We start from the raw sequence: 15,579 nt of genomic DNA, 5'->3' as shown, positions 1-15,579 counted from the left end.
TGACAGCCTAATCTACAACCGTCTAATATAATTCTACCACAGCTTCAGCGATCGCTTTACTTCTATATCTCCTCAAGCCCGATTTGGCACAAGCTGCCCCTACCCTCCTGACCCGGAAGGCCAAGGGCAAGCTCCGTTTTTCTGTTACTGACAGCCTAATCTACAACCGTCTAATATAATTCTACCACAGCTTCAGCGATCGCTTTACTTCTATATCTCCTCAAGCCTGATTTGGCACAAGCTGCCCCTACCCTCCTGACCCGGAAGGCCAAGGGCAAGCTCCGTTTTTCTGTTACTGACAGCCTAATCTACAACCGTCTAATATAATTCTACCACAGCTTCAGCGATCGCTTTACTTCCATTTTTATCTAAAGTTTCCGATAAGCGAGGGGGGTTCAGGGGTTCGCGTAGAAATTCCCAATTTCCCGTCAAAAACTCCGCAGCCGTCAGAATTTGGTGGAAACCATAATTTTCTAACCCCTCAATTAATATCGGAGACTCAGCAAAACCAGACCGCACCAAAGACACTAGGGGAATATCCAACCGCAATGCTTCCGAAAATGTACTATAGCCTGGTTTAGAAATAACTCGCCCACACAAAGGCATCAAATCTACCGGACGCAGGCGGGAATATTCCGCTAATGAAGGGCTAGATTTCACCATATCTCTAGGCTTAATTAAATTATCCATATCCGGGGAATTACTATCAAAAGTAATGAACTGATAATCAGGAAACAGCCCTAAATTATTATAGGGAATTGCGTCTAGTCCTAAGCCTCCAAAAGTCAGCATAATAGTTTTTTCTACAGGGGATTTAATCTGAAAGTCTGACCTAATTTTGGATAAATTATAGCGAGGATCACCACCAGTTAAACCCATATCTTCAATGACAGGAAATGCCGTCATCTGCTCATGAAGAGGCAGCCTAAATAAGCGATCGCATTGCCCAAAACACTCCCCAATCCAATCCGCTATTTCCTGGAATTGCTCCCCCCAATCACGATAAATAAAATCCCACCCAAAATTACTCATCATCCAACCAGGAACCCCAGCCGACCGAGCTATAGGCGCAGCCAAAGGTGGAATATCCGACAGCACTAAATTAATCCGATTTTGACGAATAAAATCAACTTCTCTGGCTACAATAGACCTCTGCCGCTGCTTAATATCCTCTAACTGGGAACGAGTCGCCAATTTATCCATAGTGATACTATCCGACTGAACTACCCCCACATCAAAAGCCCGCGATCGCACCACAAAATCACCCGAAATATAAGACTCCAATAACCAGCGGGGAGCCTGAGTTACTAAGAATAATAAAACATCAGGACAAAATTTCTGGATTTGAGCAGCTACAGAAGCAGCACGAACAGCATGACCAAATCCGTGATTAGTAATCGCAATATAAATAGCTGGCCTGGTCATAGTCGAAATTAACTCACTCAAACTTTGGTAACATATTTTACCCTAAATCCCCCCAGTGCGATCGCCTCAACATAATTCCCTCCACCAAAGAATTTAGAATTCCCAATCAATCCGGTATCAAATCGTGTCAGAATGTATTGGTTACATACAATCCATGTCTACTTTTTACTTTGATCAGTGGTGACAGTTTTCAGCGTCGGGGCGATCGCATTTAGTCAGGCTAGGGCTTCAATTAAAACCCTAGTTTTTGAACGACCCACTATGACTGTCTCTACCCCCCTACGGGATAATCAAGGTGAAACCCCATAGGTGTTCTCGCCGCTCACCTTAGCCTAGAGCAGATGGATCTCCGATTATCTTCGATTCTACTGGGCTAGGAGAACAAGGGGAAACCTATTTGATCAATAACTTGCGCGTATTTGTATCTGGGGAAGAGTTTGGCCGACAAGACCTTCCTAGAGGGGGTCACAGCGAAGGCATTGATCGCGGGTTGCAACGGGAAAATGGGCGCGGCAGTTATTTAAACTATGCTGGCGTTCCTGTACTTGGTGTGTTTCGCTGCTTAGAACACCAAGAACTTGTCCTATTAGTGGAAATGCCACGGTCGGAAGCCCTAGATCCCGCTCGTCAGTTGGCTTGGACTACTTTGGGGGTCGGTTTAACTTTTACCGGCTTACTCACTGTCGGCGTTTATCTATTGGCGAGCCAAATTTCTCGCCCTATATTGGCGATCGCTACTGTTGCTACCAAAGTCGCAGACGGCGACCTCACCCCTGTGGCTCCCGTAATGACCGATGATCAGGTGGGAACCCTAGCTATGGCTTTTAATCCCATGACTGGACAACTGCGACGACTCTATGCCGGTCTACAGGAAAAAGTTACCCTACTTCAACAGACTGAAGTTGAATTGAATCAGAGTCTTGAACAGTTACAGATCGAAAAACAAGCCGTTGAATATCACCAAGCCCAAATTAGTATTGCTAATCAGGAAATTACCTTACTTAACGATCGCCTCAAAAATGAAAATATAGATTTGGCTCAGGAGTTAAAGGTTAGTAATAAACTTCTGCGTCAGTTTCTCGAAGCTATGCCTTTGGCCGTTGTCGTTGTCGATCATCTTGGGCAACTTTACTATACTAACCAGGCCGCCCACATCCTCTTTTGACCAGGGACAGTCCTAGATGATTTCACTAATCAAAATTCTGTCATTTATCCTAGTTATATTGCCGGAACTGACCAACTATATCCCGATGATAATTTACCCCTAGAGCGAGCTTGGCGAGGGGAAAGTGTCGTAGTTGATGATATTGAAGTGCATCAACCTGATCGGATCATCCCTGTGGAAGCTAGGGCTAGACCTATTCATGATGCCCACGGAAATATTACCTTTGCGATCACTACTTTTCAAGATATCAATGAACGCCAAAAAGCTGAAGCATAACGACAAAGTTTTATCGAAGAAATGTTGATAGTTAACTGTGATTTATAACTAGCCCTTAATGAACAAGAAGAACTCACCGATGCCGCTGGCAGGTTTGTTCCTAATCAGTTTTTATCCTGCCTCGGTTATGAAAGTATTGTCGAAGTTAAATCAGGAGATGCCGTCGAAAAACAAATGTCCATTTTGTTTTCAGATATTCGCCAGTTTACCAATCTTTCTGAAAAGATGAGCTTGGCTGATAATTTTAAGTTTATTAATGCCTATTTATGCCGCATGGAACCCGCCATTATTGAAAATTGCGGATTTATAGATAAATATATTGGAGATGCAATCATGGCATGGTTTGGCCGCAGTGCTGATGATGCTGTCCAGGCGGGAATCGCTATGCTCAAATTATTAAGCCTCTATTATTCTACCCGCCAACGACCAGGAAGACCACCTCTGAAAATTGGCATTGGTATTAATACTGGAACTATGATGTTAGGTATTGTTGGAGGTAAAGATAAAATTGATACCACTGTCATTAGTGATGCCGTTAATCTCGCCGCTCGCTTGGAAGAGTTAACTCCCAAATATGCCGTGCCACTTTTGATTAGCCAACACACATTCCTGTCTCTTGAAAATCCTAATAGTTACGCTTTTAGAATTATTGATAAAGTCGCCGTCAAGGGGAAATCTGAAATGGTCTCTGTCTGGGAAATATTTGATGCTGACCCCCCAGAAAGTCGCGACGCTAAGTTGAAAACTAAAACTCAGTTTGAGTCAGCATTAACCCTCTATTATCTACATCAATATAAGCAAGCTGCTCAATTGTTGCAGATCTGTTTAGCTGAAAATCCTGGTGATGCTGTGGCTCAAATTTACTGGAAACGGGTTGTTGATCAGATGTGATCCTAGATTTACCCCTCCCACCCCTCGCTCACTATCCAACTCTAGGCAAATTATCAAAAATATGGTATCCTTAACTTGAAATCCATTAATAACAACATCCTATGCTCTGACCCCTAAGAAATGTCTCTCAATTTTTGGGAAACTTTATCCCTGGAAATTACCTCAACTATTTAAAGTCAAGCGGTACACCTACCAAAAGTTATTAAACCTTGAGTTATTCAACATAACATGAAACGAATTTTTGGAGAATTTTTGGAAGCACCAAGTACCAGCAATGAGTTTTTGGTGATTGGGTTGTCCCCCACTTCCGTTGAAACAAAGGTGGATAAATTATGGTCTATCTGACAACTTTATGGCTGATTATGTCACTACATTTTTTCCAAACATGGAACCAGATCAAGACTCAGTTAGTCGCCAAATGAAAGTCAAAATTGCTGTCAATTTCGTGGCTCATGATTTATGGAAAAATGCTATTAAATTTAGCGATAAATCATCAACATATCAGATTAAATAAAATACAGCTATTTTGGCAGCACGATCATCTCTCATTTTTGGTGGCTAATAGTATCCAGAAAGACGCGGTTAGTTCTTTTCAAGACTACATTGAAGAGTTGCTGATTTCTGAACCTCAATAGATGTATATTCATCAGGTAGAAAAAAATGTAGAAAATGATACCGAATCCGGCTGAGGATATTTAACAATGGTTAATGACTATATGGCTAAACTAGGCTGGAAGTTTGAAACCCTAGAACCAGATCCCTCCCAGACTATTGTTACTACAATGGTTCAACTCACCATATAATCACCATCTCAAGTTGTTAAATATCATTTGTTAAAAACTTGAATACAGGAATTAAACATGGTAATTCAATCATATCAAACTCAAGATTATATATAGCATTGGTTACGATAGCCAAATCTCTACTATTGCCCGGAAAGGGTCTCTCAGACTCAATGGCATAAAAGAGTCGAATGCAGTGGTTAAATTACTTAATGATGTATTAGATATCGAACCTTCCCCAATTACCCTCAACCTTAGAGAGTTGCAATTTCTCAACAGTTCGGGAATTAATATGCTGTCTAAATTTGTGATTAAAGTGAGGCAGAAAAAAAATATGAACTTGGTGTTGTTAGCTTCTAGTAAAATACCTTGGCTAGGAACATCCCTCAAAAATTTGCAGCGATTAATGCCTAGCCTAGAATGGGAAATTGATGCCTAAATTTAACTAAATGCTATGATTTAACTCAACAATCATATATCCCTCACCGCCTAAAACTGGGTTAAATATCACTGAAAAACTTGTTCATCTCCCAGACCTATACTCAGTTAAATTATCCCAGTTACTCCAGAGCTTTATCTAGGTATTATTATCTAGGTATTCAATGATTGATGAACTGCTAGGTAGTCCCCAGCCAGCAATATAGATCATCAAAATTTGTCGAAAATTGACGACAGCTATCCGACTGCATTTATTTAATTTTAACCCTAGTATTTGTGCCTAATTAGAATTAATTTAGGGGGTCCGTATGGGGATGCCATCAGAATCTAATAGTGAGAGTGATTTGGTTTTACAAAATCATAAATTGCCGGAGGAAATTGAGAGACTGAAACCAGAAAAAATAGACCTGGAAATTTTACTAGAAACCACGATGCTTCATGCTGATTTGGTGGAACAGGAATTGTATCATTCTCATCATCAACTTCAGGAGGAAATCAACCAGCATCAAGTGACTGAGCAGCAATTGAGAACTTCTGAAAAAAAGCTACAATCTTTATTAGAAAGGTTATCTCAAACTAATACTGACCTAGAAATTATGTTATAGACAACCACGGCTCATGGTGATTTGATTTAAAAATTTTCCCATGACTTGAGTATTCGTGACTCTTTGACCGGATTATTTAATCGTCGCTATATGGAACAGTCCCTAGTCCGACATTTAGAACGCCCTAAAGAACAGCAAGAACCCCTAAGTCTTATTATAGGCGATATTGATTATTTTAAAGGATTTAACGATCGCTGGGGACATCAAGCTGGAGATGTCGTCCTGAAAGCCGTCAGCCGATTTTTAACAAAATCATACTCGCCTATCGGATACTACTTGTAGATATGGGGGAGAGGAGTTTCTCATTATTTTACCCTCCACCACTATTGAGGAGGCTCATAAAATTGCTGAATTTCTTAGGAAAGGTATCAAAAATCTATACCATCAATATTCCTATATTTTTATGCGGGGACTCACTATGTCTATGGGGATAGCAGGTTGTCCCATACACGCTGATTGTCAGTCTAGTTTAATTACAGCGGCAGATATGGCATTATACTATTCTAAAACCAACGGACGCGATCGCGTCACCATGGCCTCTTCAAATTTATGCCAAAGTCTCAAAAATGACCATCATTCATAACTTAATTTACAATTGACTGCGGGTATGTCGTGCTTTTTGTAACAGTTCTTGAGCCTCAGCATTAACAGTAGTTCCAGGTCGCACTAACTCTAATGTATAAATAACCTCGGATATCTTATTGTTTAAAGATGCAAAACTGGGATTAGAAGAAGCAGTCAACTGTCGCCATTCAACAATTAATTGTCTGGCTCTATCCATGGCGGCTACAGAATCTCTTTCATCCTGTAATCTTTGTTCAATTTGCCGACGATTTGACCGATATTGAGCTAGTTTTGTTTGAGCTTCTAAATAACTAGGATTGTCTTGATTAATCTGTTGTAAGCGTTTAATCGCCTCATCCCAATGCTCGATTACCTGCTGCCAATGTAATTGACTATGGGGTGGATTTTGAGCTTCATTAGCAGCCTTACTAGCAAAAATTTGCGCCGCCTCAATTAAAGTATTACCCTGTAAACGACCAGCGACAAACCCCACCTGCTGCTGAAAATCCCGTTCCGCAGTGGTTAACTGCTGTCGTGCATTCTTTCCAGACAAGGTGGCTTGGGGGATTGGTCGGAGTTGATCAATAGCCTGTTGCCAAACTATAATGGCTGTCTCTTTATCCGCCGCCGACTGTGCTTGATTATACTGTGCTGTAGCTACCTGTAAAGCCTGTTGAGCTTCCTGTAAGGCTTGATAAGCATTCTGTTCCTGGAAAATCTGCGCTTCCATGCGACCCACCAGTTTCCGGGCATTTTGATACTCATCAAAAGTAAAGCGCCAGGTGCAACCCAACAAATTGCAATAAGCCTTTGGGTAATATCCTAAAAACCATACAGGTAACTTATCCAAGTGATGTTGAGCCTGTAGGGCTTTCTCGCTTCCTAGTTCAAAGTCTGTGATGGCTGTGGCTCGATTCACCAATTGATCAGCCTGTTCTACTAAAGCGATCGCCTGTCGGTAGTTATAATCCATGCTAATATAACTGGGAAGCAACAGCAAGGGCGCAGTTCTAGCCACAGGTTGGCGGATCATTGGTAGTGGTAAATTAACTAACCAAACGACCCCGCCTAGTCCCCCTAGGACTGCTCCTCCCCAAAATATCTTTTTCAGCGCACCAGGCGGACGGTTAGCCCGGGCGGCTTGATCAATTACTTTGGGGTTAAAATCAGGAAACTGATCTGTAAGTAATTCCTCAATTTCCGATCGCGTCAGGAAATCTCCCGATGGCGATCGCCTTTTGTTCAACCGGGATACTACAAGATCAGCCCCAATTCTGTCAATGGGATTTTCTTTAACCCGCCGATTGATCTCGGTCAGCAGAATATCAAAGGATTTTGGCGAAAGTCGTGCCATAAGTACACCTTCCTACCCCAATGATTCAAGTTTATATTTTCTATAGGATAGCTCCTGTGCATCTACAAGCAATAGCTATATAATTCCTGAAATCGACTGACGATTTTAGGGATTATTAAGGTATCCCTACAGGTAGATGTGTCAATAGTAACAATAATTCATCCTTGAGATAGAGGCAATTTTTCTGTCAGCTTAGTCTTATACAAATTTCAGTATTAATGGTTTTAACAGTAATGGCAATGGTCAGTCAACTATCAGCCCCAGATCTAGCTTTAATCGCCCACCTAGGATTTATAGAGCCAATGGTGTTACCACAGAGGGTATCTTTTCTATTGGCGATCGCTGACTACATTCTCGCCCTGCTGTTATTCTACATCATCTGGAGCTGGCGGGATCTTCCCCTGCGCCGATTAATCTTTCTATGTGCGTTGTTTGTCCTCTGTACTGGTAGCTTTATTCTGTTACAGGGAGAGACTTGGTTAAATCCTACACCTAACCTGATTTTAACAGTAGGGGCGATCGCTTTCATTATTTCCCTATCAATTATCCAGGGACTACTTAAATTAATCCCCGGTCTGGGGCTGGGTGAGTCAACCCCCCAACTCCAAAACTCAAATGGTCTACTCCTCAACCCTAATTCTTGGCCAGAAACCACCCGCTACCCACGGCAACACACACAAGCACCTGTCAAAAATAGCCAATCAGATCTTCTGTTGACCATTCAAGATCAGACCGCTGAACTTCAGGAAACCATTAAACAATTAAAACTACAAATTCAACAGCAGCAAGTGATAGCCACGAATGCTACACAAGAGAAACATTTGCTGCAAGCTATTCTTGATAACTGTCCGGCGCTGATCTGTGCCAAAGATAGTCAAAACCGTTATATTATGGTTAATCGTCAGTGCGAAATTTTCTTAAATCGACCAGCCCAGGAGATTCTTGGTAAAACCAACTATGATTTATTGCCAACAACTATCGCCCAAAAACTACAAGAATCGGATCAAAAAGTTTTCGACAGTGGTAGAGTGCAGCAAACTCACCAAAATATAGTCAATTATCATGGTAAAATTCGCCAATTTATATCCGTAAATTTTCCGATTTTTAATCAAAATAGACATATTTTAGCCGTGTGTAATATTGGTAGTGATATCACGGAAGGCAAACACCAAGAACAGAGGCTTAGGTTACTAGAATCAGCCGTCAGCCACACCACTGATGCGATCGCGATCGCTCAATCTAACCCCGAAAACACGACGGATTCCCAGATAGTTTATATTAATAAAGCCTTTACTAATCTGACCGGATATCAGCCCGAAGGTATCATTGGTAAAAATCCCAATATTCTGCAAGGAATAGACACAGACGAGCAACAATTAAAGCGAGTTGAAGTCGCCCTCAGCCAGAGTGAGTCGATACAAGTGGAATTGATTAACTACCGTCAGAATGGCTCGAAATATTGGGCGGATCTTAGTATTTCTCCGGTCACTGATGACACGGGAAAAGTCAGCCATTTTGTCTTTGTACAACGTGATATAACATCCCGAAAACTGAAAACTAGCACCCTCCAAAAAGAGCGAGAACAACTCCAGCAAATTATTACTAATGCTCCCGTGGCTGTAGCCATTTTAGATTGTTCTATGCGCTATATAGCTTATAGCGATCGCTGGCTACAAGAGTATCATCTTCCCCAAGAATCCTTAGTTGGTCGTAGCCACTATGAAATTTTCCCCCATATCTCAGAAACCTGTCGAGAACTGTACCGTAAAGCTATTGCTGGCGAGGTTATTTCCTGCTCGGAAGATGTGATGACTTATCCCGATGGTTCCCAGGGATATTTTCGCTGGGCGATTCATCCTTGGTATACCTTAAATCAGGAAATAGGCGGGGTGGTTATTGCCACTTATCCCATTGATGAATTGGTGAAAGCACGAGAAGCAGCCTTGGAAAACTCTCGGCTAAAATCCCAATTTCTCGCTAATATGAGCCATGAAATTAGAACCCCTATGAATGGGGTTTTGGGGATGACTGGATTATTGCTGAAAACTGAACTAGATACTAAACAAAAAGATTTTGTCCAGGCGATTCGCACCAGTGCCGATCATCTCTTGTCTATCATTAATGATATTCTCGATTTCTCCAAATTAGAAGCCCAAGAGATTGAACTAGAAGAACTAGATTTTGACCTGGAAGAATGCCTAGAAAATATCATTGATTTATTGGCAGCCCAAGCTGAAAATAAGGGCATTGAATTAGCCGCTATTGTCGATCGCAATGTTCCCCGTTATCTGCGCGGCGACCCCGGTAGACTGCGACAGGTACTTTTAAATTTGATGAGTAATGGCATTAAATTTACCCCCGCTGGAGAAGTAACCCTGCGAGTTAGCCGCCCTCCTAACTATGATATTAATGCTCCTTTGACATTACGTTATGAAGTGCAAGATACTGGCATTGGTATTCCGGCTGAGGCTCAAGAACGGGTATTTGAGGCTTTTTCTCAGGTAGATGCTTCCACCACCCGTAAATTTGGAGGAACCGGGTTAGGCTTAGTAATTTGTAAGCAACTTTTAGAGGTTATGGGGGGAGAAATTGGCTTGGAAAGTGTGGTTGATCAAGGTAGCACTTTTTGGTTTACTCTGCCTTTTTCTATATCCAAAACTGCATCATTTCCCAATTTACCAGATACCTTAACTAAGTTAAAAATTTTGGTGGTCGATGCTAATGCGAGTGTGCGCCAGTCTGTCCGCTATCTGATTCAATCTTGGGGGATGGAACTTCAGGAAGCCTCCGACCCAGAAATGGCTTTGTCAAAGTTGCGTGATGCCGCCCATAATAACCAACCCTTTAATTTGGCAATTTTTGACCAAAATCTGTTAATTTATGGAAAGCAAAATTTAGCGGCAGTTATCCAAAATGAACCCCTCATGAGTGCGACTAAGTTAGTGCTAATGACTTCTATGCGCCGCCTAAGTTCGGTGGAAGATTTATTAGATGATGGCTTGGCTAAAAGTTATTTAATTAAACCTGTGCGCGCTTCTCGATTATTTGATGCTTTACTCACAGCTATGGCTAATGAAATTACGGTGAATTTAGCCGAGTTTCATTCGGGTCGTGATAGCTTGGGGGATAATTCTAGCACCCTCTCCCCTGCGGGTTTGGATTTAAAAGTTTTACTGGCTGAGGATCATCCTATTAATCAACAGGTATTGTTAAATCAGTTGAGTTTATTAGGTATTGAAGCTGATTTGGCGGAAAATGGAGAACAGGTGCTGGAATTATTAAACGATCGCCATTATGACCTAGTGTTTATGGATTGTCAGATGCCTAAATTAGATGGTTATGCCACAACTGAGGAACTACGGAAACGGGAAGGAAACGATCGCCATACCACTGTCATCGCCCTCACCGCCCACGCCATGCCTAGCGATCGCCAAAAATGCCTATCAGCAGGTATGGATGATTATATCAGCAAACCCATAACCCAGGAGGAGTTAGCATTTAAACTGCAAACTTGGGCCGCCCGTCGGCAACAAATACCCGGCACAAATGCCCCTACAACCAGCCAGACCCCCAAAACCATACAAAATAACCAAAACCAGGATAAACCCAGCCGGCTGGTCGATTTAGACCGCCTCCAGACAATTTCTAGGGGTAAGGTTGAATTTCAGAAAAAGCTATTGGCTGTATTTATGGAAAATGCTCACCAAGATCTAGCGAAACTGCGCCAAGCTACCAGCGCATCAGACTTTCAAGTTATGGCTATGGTAGCTCACCGCATCAAAGGTTCTAGTGGTAATGTGGGAGTAGCGATTTTAACTGCGATCGCCGCCGATATCGAACAAAAAGCCCGCCACCAAACTATCGAGGGATGTATGAGTCTAATTGACTCCCTCGCGGAAAATCTTAGCCGGGTGGATAGTTTTATTGAACAAAAATTTTTAAGTTGATCACAAAAATCGGGCAAAATAGACTAACTAACATCACTGTAACTATTAATCAATATAAACCCATGGCAAACATTCTGATTGTTGATGACGACATCGCCACCCAACTGATTCTACAGAATACCCTAGAAGAACAAGGGTATCAAGTGGCGATCGCAGAAGATGGTAAAACCGCCCTAGAGTTAGCCGAAAGTCTGTCCCCAGAGTTAATTATTTGTGATTGGATGTTACCGGAGTTAAATGGCTTAGAAGTATGTCAGAAACTGCGTTCCCATCCCACATTAGCCCCTACCTTTTTCATCATCTTGACCGCCCAGGAACAACTAGAGGATTCTAGTTCAATGGCGGACTTAACTGCTCAATACCGAGTGGATGAATGGATGAGCAAACCCATTGAAATTGATGGACTTTTAGCGCGGGTGCGATGTGGTTTAAAAATTTCTGCCCAAAATAAACATTTAAAACAGGCTTATCAACAACTCTTATACAGCGAAAAGATGCTGAATTTGGGGCAAATGGTGTCCGGTATTGCCCACGAAATTAATAACCCGGTTTCCTTTGTGACTGGTAATATTAACCATGCGACTGGTTACGCTCAAGATTTAATGGAATTGGTAGAGTTGTATGGTGAAACTTATCCCGAACCTGCGGCAGACATTGAGGAAAGAATCGAGGATATTGATTTAGAATTTCTGCTAGAAGATTTTCCGAAACTGCTAGAATCAATCAAACTGGGAACCGACAGAATCCGCCATTTGGTGGAGTCTCTGCGTAATTTTTATAAGCAGGATGATGGGGAATTAAAAACCGTTGACATTCATCAAGGTCTGGCAGATATTCTCCTGATTTTACAAGGACGTATTAAAGGTAAAAAAGGTCGCGGGATTCAGATGGTTCAAAACTACGGGAAATTGCCCCAGGTGCAATGCTACCCAGGGCAACTTAATCAGGTGTTTATGAACTTGTTAAATAATGCGATCGACAGTTTGGATACTAACCGAGAAGAAGATAATGAGTTTCAGCCCCAAATTCAGATTACGACGGAGGCGGAAACTTCGGATAAATCAGGGGAGGGTTGGGTAACAATCAGGATTTATGATAATGGTGACGGCATTCCCGAATCAGTATGCGATCGCATTTTTGAACCCCTATTCACCACCAAACCCCCCCAAATAGGTACAGGTATGGGATTAAGTCTCAGCCATAAAATTATCACCGAAAGCCATAGGGGAACCATCGAAGTTAAATCCGACCCCGAAACCGGAACCGAATTCATCATCAAAATTCCCCAACAGCAAACCCCAACCAGTGATTAAACACAATTAAAACTCTTGTTCGTGAAACTCCGGTTTTAAATCCCTTTCCATCAAGGCTTCAACCGCTTCTTGGGGGTTGATTTCATTGTTCAATAAGCGATAGACCTCTTCAGAAATGGGAACCGGAATTTTTTCGCGGTTAGCAATAGCAATCAGTACATTAGTGGTATTTACCCCTTCGGCGGTACTACCCAACTCCTGTAAAATCACCTCCAAGGTTTTACCCTTAGCCAAACCATAACCCACCCGATAATTACGACTTAAAGCACTATTACAGGTGGCTAACATATCCCCCAAACCGGACAGACCAAAAAACGTCTCTGTCTGTCCCCCCAAATGGGTCCCAATGCGGATCATTTCCGTTAGCGCCCGGGTCAGGAGGGCAGATTTGGCATTAATGCCCAATTCTAAACCATCACAAACCCCAGAGGCGATCGCAATTACATTTTTCAAAGTCCCCCCCAACTCCGTCCCCATGGGGTCATTACTGGTATAAACCCGCAGCAAACTGGAAGCAAATAGCTTTTGGGCGAACTCCGCCGCCGCCATATCAGCACTTGCTACCACCGTCGCAGCCGGAAGATGTCGTTCAATTTCCGCCGACAGATTAGGTCCAGATAGTACCACAATGGGATGATCTGGGAAATCCTCGTGCCAAATTTGAGAAGGAGTCCGGGTACTTTCCGCGTCCAAGCCTTTAGTCGCAGTGACAATAGGAACATGATCGGGGATACCAATTTCCTGGAGTTTTCCCGCCGTCGCCGCCACCCCTTTCATAGAAATAGCAGAAACGATTAAATCAGCGCCTTCTACCGCTTCCTCCAAAGTATTACCTAAACGGCGAGACCAGAGATTAATTTTATGGCCATTATGACCCGCCAACTCAGCCAGCGCACTACCCCAAGCCCCCGCCCCCAAAACTGTCAGGGTTGCCTGTTCCTTATCTGGAAATTCCATAAAATCTTCGTTATTCTATCTAAACAAGGGTACATTTTCACAGGGACTAGCCCTCAGCATCACCAATGGTTAAACCATTTGAGGTGATACAGCCTTTTCCCCAGCCTCCAATTCATAATCGGGAATGCAGTTTAACCGCATATAGTCATGGTAGGCTACCAGTTCGCGATCGCATTTTTCTTGAGTCCAGCCCGCATATTTTTGCAGAGTCTCAGTGATAGTCGGTAATAAATCTAACCCATAGCGCGCGTGCATCGCTAGAGTAGTTCGTCGCCGGGTAATATCCACCAAAGTTTTTGCCATTTCCGATCGCACTCCGTAGACCAGTTGGGCTTTAATATCAGGTAAAGCCGGGGTAATTTTTTCCCTCAACTCTTCATGTTCATCAGTTAGCTGCAACACCTCCAGCGCCCGCGCCCCATAAATCGAAAACAGATGATGAATAGTTTTGAGAGGTAGTTGGGGGCGATAATCATAAAGGGCTTGTCCGATGCGAGTATCATTAGGGAAAATTGCCCCAGGTAGTGGCGTGTCCGTCTCACACCGTGGCGCAGGTCGCCCCATTTTCTGATAACTCGCCTCAACCAACTCTTCCGCCACCTGGCGATAGGTGGTTAGTTTTCCACCAATCAAAGATAGCAGATTTTCCACCCCATCTTTATCATGGTCATAAACAATGTGTTTCCGGGTGATAGCAGCCGTTTTTTGGCTAGGTTCCACATAGGGAAGGGGGCGGACCCCAGAATAGGTAAACTTCACGTCTTGACGCGAAAGTTCAGCGGTAGGAAGAATGCCATTAGTTTCCCGCAACAGATAATCAATTTCATCATTATCTGCCTTAATGGCTTCCAGATTCTCATTAAAATAAATATCCGTAGTGCCAATGAGATACATTCCCAACCAAGGCACAATAAAAAACGGTCGTCCGTCGGATTTTGCCTCTACATATAGGGAAGTTTCCGGCGCACCAGGGAAGGGATCTACAATAATATGGCTGCCTTTAGTGCCACCGATTTTGCGAGTTGTGCCAATGGGCGCGGCTTCGTCTTTCTGTCGCCCCAATTTACAAACGCGATCGACCCAAGGGCCAGAAGTATTGATAACTACCGCCTTCGGACTACCCTTAACCGTAAAAGTTTCCCCACTGAAAACATCCCGACAATTCAGTTTATTAATGCGTTTTCCTTCCCGGTCAAGTCCCGTCACTTCCACATAATTAAGAATGGTTGCGCCCGCTTGTTTAGCCGCGATAATATTTTCCAGACACAACCTCTCAGCATATTCTACTTGAGCATCATAATACTGAGCGCCGCCTTTCAGATTTTCCTTATCTAAGGACCGGAATAATTGCTGAAATTGGGTGTTAGGTAGCATTCTATGAGTCGGTAAACTCTTGTCATAGCTGAACACATCATAAAGCAGCATTCCCGCCCAAATTTTCCAATAAGGACGCGATCGCCCCCCATAAACTGGTACAGTTAATAACAGTGGTTTAACTAAATGGGGCGCTGTCCGCAGTAAAATTTCTCGCTCTCGCAGGGACTCACGCACTAGGGGAAACTCGAAATATTCCAGATAACGTAATCCTCCATGAACCAGCCTAGTAGACCAGCTTGAGGTCGCCCCCGCAAAATCCCCTTTTTCAATTAAAATAGTTTTTAAGCCCCTCAGCGCCGCATCACGAGCTACTCCGGCTCCATTTATACCACCGCCAATCACAATTAAATCGTAGGTTTCCGCCTGAATTTTTTGATAGTCTCCCATGATGATTAGAGTTTAGTTTTCTTGGCTACTTTAACATCAGAAATTCGGCTAATTGATGTCCTTTCCGCATGGTATCACCAATTAACCGAATGGCGAGT

The 15,579-nt window shown here is 42.9% G+C and carries 14 protein-coding genes and 1 pseudogene; 11 read left to right on the top strand and 4 right to left on the bottom strand.

Annotated features, from left to right (window positions below; genetic code table 11):
• Positions 1-318: 318 nt before the first annotated feature.
• Entirely contained in the window at positions 319-1,425 is a 1,107-nt protein-coding gene (locus ACTIE0_RS08215; RefSeq protein WP_006625719.1) for a hypothetical protein, read from the bottom strand.
• A gap of 180 nt (positions 1,426-1,605) precedes the next feature.
• Here ACTIE0_RS08215 and ACTIE0_RS08210 point away from each other — a divergent pair, with 180 nt between their 5' ends.
• From ACTIE0_RS08210 to ACTIE0_RS08170, 9 genes and pseudogenes are all read left to right on the top strand, one after another.
• Positions 1,606-1,734 carry a hypothetical protein gene (locus ACTIE0_RS08210; protein WP_257720193.1) on the top strand — a complete coding sequence of 43 codons (129 nt, stop codon included), beginning with the start codon at positions 1,606-1,608 and terminating at the stop codon, positions 1,732-1,734.
• Positions 1,735-1,822: 88 nt separating this feature from the next.
• Positions 1,823-2,590: a HAMP domain-containing protein gene (locus ACTIE0_RS08205; protein ID WP_006619711.1), complete on the top strand. Its 768-nt coding sequence runs from the start codon at positions 1,823-1,825 to the stop codon at positions 2,588-2,590.
• Positions 2,591-2,632: 42 nt separating this feature from the next.
• Positions 2,633-2,866: a PAS domain-containing protein gene (locus ACTIE0_RS08200; protein WP_081587716.1), complete on the top strand. Its 234-nt coding sequence runs from the start codon at positions 2,633-2,635 to the stop codon at positions 2,864-2,866.
• Between the two features lie 174 nt (positions 2,867-3,040).
• Positions 3,041-3,757: an adenylate/guanylate cyclase domain-containing protein gene (locus ACTIE0_RS08195; RefSeq protein WP_006625716.1), complete on the top strand. Its 717-nt coding sequence runs from the start codon at positions 3,041-3,043 to the stop codon at positions 3,755-3,757.
• Between the two features lie 452 nt (positions 3,758-4,209).
• Entirely contained in the window at positions 4,210-4,392 is a 183-nt protein-coding gene (locus ACTIE0_RS08190; RefSeq protein WP_006669169.1) for a hypothetical protein, read from the top strand.
• A gap of 225 nt (positions 4,393-4,617) precedes the next feature.
• Positions 4,618-4,978, top strand: a pseudogene (locus tag ACTIE0_RS08185) (slr1659 superfamily regulator).
• A gap of 313 nt (positions 4,979-5,291) precedes the next feature.
• On the top strand, positions 5,292-5,582 hold the full coding sequence (locus ACTIE0_RS08180; protein ID WP_006669170.1) for a hypothetical protein: 291 nt from the start codon (positions 5,292-5,294) through the stop codon (positions 5,580-5,582).
• 45 nt (positions 5,583-5,627) lie between these two features.
• Entirely contained in the window at positions 5,628-5,864 is a 237-nt protein-coding gene (locus ACTIE0_RS08175) for a diguanylate cyclase (protein WP_008050743.1), read from the top strand.
• A 22-nt stretch (positions 5,865-5,886) separates the two neighbouring features.
• Positions 5,887-6,165, top strand: a complete 279-nt coding sequence (locus ACTIE0_RS08170) for a diguanylate cyclase domain-containing protein (protein ID WP_311737726.1) — start codon at positions 5,887-5,889, stop codon at positions 6,163-6,165.
• A 6-nt stretch (positions 6,166-6,171) separates the two neighbouring features.
• Here the strand turns inward: ACTIE0_RS08170 and ACTIE0_RS08165 are convergent, their stop codons facing one another.
• Positions 6,172-7,500 (bottom strand): hypothetical protein, encoded by a 1,329-nt coding sequence (locus tag ACTIE0_RS08165; RefSeq protein ID WP_006625708.1) that lies wholly within the window; start codon positions 7,498-7,500, stop codon positions 6,172-6,174.
• A gap of 218 nt (positions 7,501-7,718) precedes the next feature.
• Between ACTIE0_RS08165 and ACTIE0_RS08160 the strand changes: the two genes are divergently transcribed.
• Entirely contained in the window at positions 7,719-11,447 is a 3,729-nt protein-coding gene (locus ACTIE0_RS08160) for a PAS domain-containing protein (protein ID WP_006669173.1), read from the top strand.
• Between the two features lie 62 nt (positions 11,448-11,509).
• Entirely contained in the window at positions 11,510-12,760 is a 1,251-nt protein-coding gene (locus tag ACTIE0_RS08155) for a sensor histidine kinase (protein ID WP_006669174.1), read from the top strand.
• 6 nt (positions 12,761-12,766) lie between these two features.
• On the opposite strand, the gene ACTIE0_RS08150 is transcribed toward ACTIE0_RS08155, so the two are convergent.
• Together ACTIE0_RS08150 and glpD are read right to left on the bottom strand one after the other, a co-directional pair.
• On the bottom strand, positions 12,767-13,717 hold the full coding sequence (locus ACTIE0_RS08150) for an NAD(P)H-dependent glycerol-3-phosphate dehydrogenase (RefSeq protein ID WP_006625705.1): 951 nt from the start codon (positions 13,715-13,717) through the stop codon (positions 12,767-12,769).
• A gap of 69 nt (positions 13,718-13,786) precedes the next feature.
• Entirely contained in the window at positions 13,787-15,481 is a 1,695-nt protein-coding gene (gene glpD / locus ACTIE0_RS08145; RefSeq protein ID WP_006625704.1) for a glycerol-3-phosphate dehydrogenase, read from the bottom strand.
• Positions 15,482-15,579: the final 98 nt, after the last annotated feature.

Origin of the sequence: Limnospira sp. (assembly GCF_051859755.1) — a bacterium.
Lineage (GTDB): Bacteria > Cyanobacteriota > Cyanobacteriia > Cyanobacteriales > Microcoleaceae > Limnospira > Limnospira fusiformis.
Note: the sequence above shows the minus strand (reverse complement) of the source record. Positions and strands in the feature narration are given on the sequence as shown.

Bases quoted from the DNA above. Each gene is read 5' to 3' on its own strand.
- ACTIE0_RS08215 (WP_006625719.1), bottom strand. From the start codon at position 1,425: ATGACCAGGCCAGCTATTTATATTGCGATTACTAATCACGGATTTGGT.
- ACTIE0_RS08195 (WP_006625716.1), top strand. From the start codon at position 3,041: ATGTCCATTTTGTTTTCAGATATTCGCCAGTTTACCAATCTTTCTGAA.
- ACTIE0_RS08190 (WP_006669169.1), top strand. From the start codon at position 4,210: ATGATTTATGGAAAAATGCTATTAAATTTAGCGATAAATCATCAACAT.
- ACTIE0_RS08180 (WP_006669170.1), top strand. From the start codon at position 5,292: ATGCCATCAGAATCTAATAGTGAGAGTGATTTGGTTTTACAAAATCAT.
- ACTIE0_RS08165 (WP_006625708.1), bottom strand. From the start codon at position 7,500: ATGGCACGACTTTCGCCAAAATCCTTTGATATTCTGCTGACCGAGATC.
- ACTIE0_RS08160 (WP_006669173.1), top strand. From the start codon at position 7,719: ATGGTTTTAACAGTAATGGCAATGGTCAGTCAACTATCAGCCCCAGAT.
- ACTIE0_RS08155 (WP_006669174.1), top strand. From the start codon at position 11,510: ATGGCAAACATTCTGATTGTTGATGACGACATCGCCACCCAACTGATT.
- ACTIE0_RS08150 (WP_006625705.1), bottom strand. From the start codon at position 13,717: ATGGAATTTCCAGATAAGGAACAGGCAACCCTGACAGTTTTGGGGGCG.
- glpD (WP_006625704.1), bottom strand. From the start codon at position 15,481: ATGGGAGACTATCAAAAAATTCAGGCGGAAACCTACGATTTAATTGTG.